This is a genomic window from Metabacillus idriensis (assembly GCF_009674765.1).
Taxonomy (GTDB): domain Bacteria; phylum Bacillota; class Bacilli; order Bacillales; family Bacillaceae; genus Bacillus_P; species Bacillus_P idriensis.
In genome coordinates this window covers 1-1,611 of record NZ_WKKF01000032.1, presented here as the reverse complement: position 1 = coordinate 1,611, position 1,611 = coordinate 1, and the positions used below count along the sequence as shown (strand labels likewise).

Here is a 1,611-nt window from a genome sequence, read left to right as displayed (position 1 = left end):
TCTCTCAAAACTAAACAAAAACCAAAAGCGTCCTCATATATTCCTTAGAAAGGAGGTGATCCAGCCGCACCTTCCGATACGGCTACCTTGTTACGACTTCACCCCAATCATCTACCCCACCTTAGGCGGCTGGCTCCTTGCGGTTACCCCACCGACTTCGGGTGTTGCAAACTCTCGTGGTGTGACGGGCGGTGTGTACAAGGCCCGGGAACGTATTCACCGCGGCATGCTGATCCGCGATTACTAGCGATTCCAGCTTCATGCAGGCGAGTTGCAGCCTGCAATCCGAACTGAGAATGGTTTTATGGGATTGGCTAAACCTCGCGGTCTCGCAGCCCTTTGTACCATCCATTGTAGCACGTGTGTAGCCCAGGTCATAAGGGGCATGATGATTTGACGTCATCCCCACCTTCCTCCGGTTTGTCACCGGCAGTCACCTTAGAGTGCCCAACTGAATGCTGGCAACTAAGATCAAGGGTTGCGCTCGTTGCGGGACTTAACCCAACATCTCACGACACGAGCTGACGACAACCATGCACCACCTGTCACTTTGTCCCCCGAAGGGGAACCTTCTATCTCTAGAAGTGGCAAAGGATGTCAAGACCTGGTAAGGTTCTTCGCGTTGCTTCGAATTAAACCACATGCTCCACCGCTTGTGCGGGCCCCCGTCAATTCCTTTGAGTTTCAGTCTTGCGACCGTACTCCCCAGGCGGAGTGCTTAATGCGTTAGCTGCAGCACTAAAGGGCGGAAACCCTCTAACACTTAGCACTCATCGTTTACGGCGTGGACTACCAGGGTATCTAATCCTGTTCGCTCCCCACGCTTTCGCGCCTCAGCGTCAGTTACAGACCAGAGAGTCGCCTTCGCCACTGGTGTTCCTCCACATCTCTACGCATTTCACCGCTACACGTGGAATTCCACTCTCCTCTTCTGCACTCAAGTTTCCCAGTTTCCAATGACCCTCCCCGGTTGAGCCGGGGGCTTTCACATCAGACTTAAGAAACCGCCTGCGCGCGCTTTACGCCCAATAATTCCGGACAACGCTTGCCACCTACGTATTACCGCGGCTGCTGGCACGTAGTTAGCCGTGGCTTTCTGGTTAGGTACCGTCAAGGTGCGAGCAGTTACTCTCGCACTTGTTCTTCCCTAACAACAGAGTTTTACGATCCGAAAACCTTCATCACTCACGCGGCGTTGCTCCGTCAGACTTTCGTCCATTGCGGAAGATTCCCTACTGCTGCCTCCCGTAGGAGTCTGGGCCGTGTCTCAGTCCCAGTGTGGCCGATCACCCTCTCAGGTCGGCTACGCATCGTTGCCTTGGTGAGCCATTACCTCACCAACTAGCTAATGCGCCGCGGGCCCATCTGTAAGTGACAGCCGAAACCGTCTTTCCAACTTGAACCATGCGGTTCAAGATACTATCCGGTATTAGCTCCGGTTTCCCGGAGTTATCCCAGTCTTACAGGCAGGTTGCCCACGTGTTACTCACCCGTCCGCCGCTAACCTGCTGGAGCAAGCTCCAGCAAGTCCGCTCGACTTGCATGTATTAGGCACGCCGCCAGCGTTCGTCCTGAGCCAGGATCAAACTCTCCGAAGAAAATTTGTGACTC

1 rRNA gene is annotated in these 1,611 nt (G+C 54.3%); it reads right to left on the bottom strand.

What is annotated here, in order from left to right:
• Positions 1 to 48: 48 nt before the first annotated feature.
• Positions 49 to 1,598: ribosomal RNA gene (locus GJU41_RS24420) — 16S ribosomal RNA — on the bottom strand.
• Positions 1,599 to 1,611: the final 13 nt, after the last annotated feature.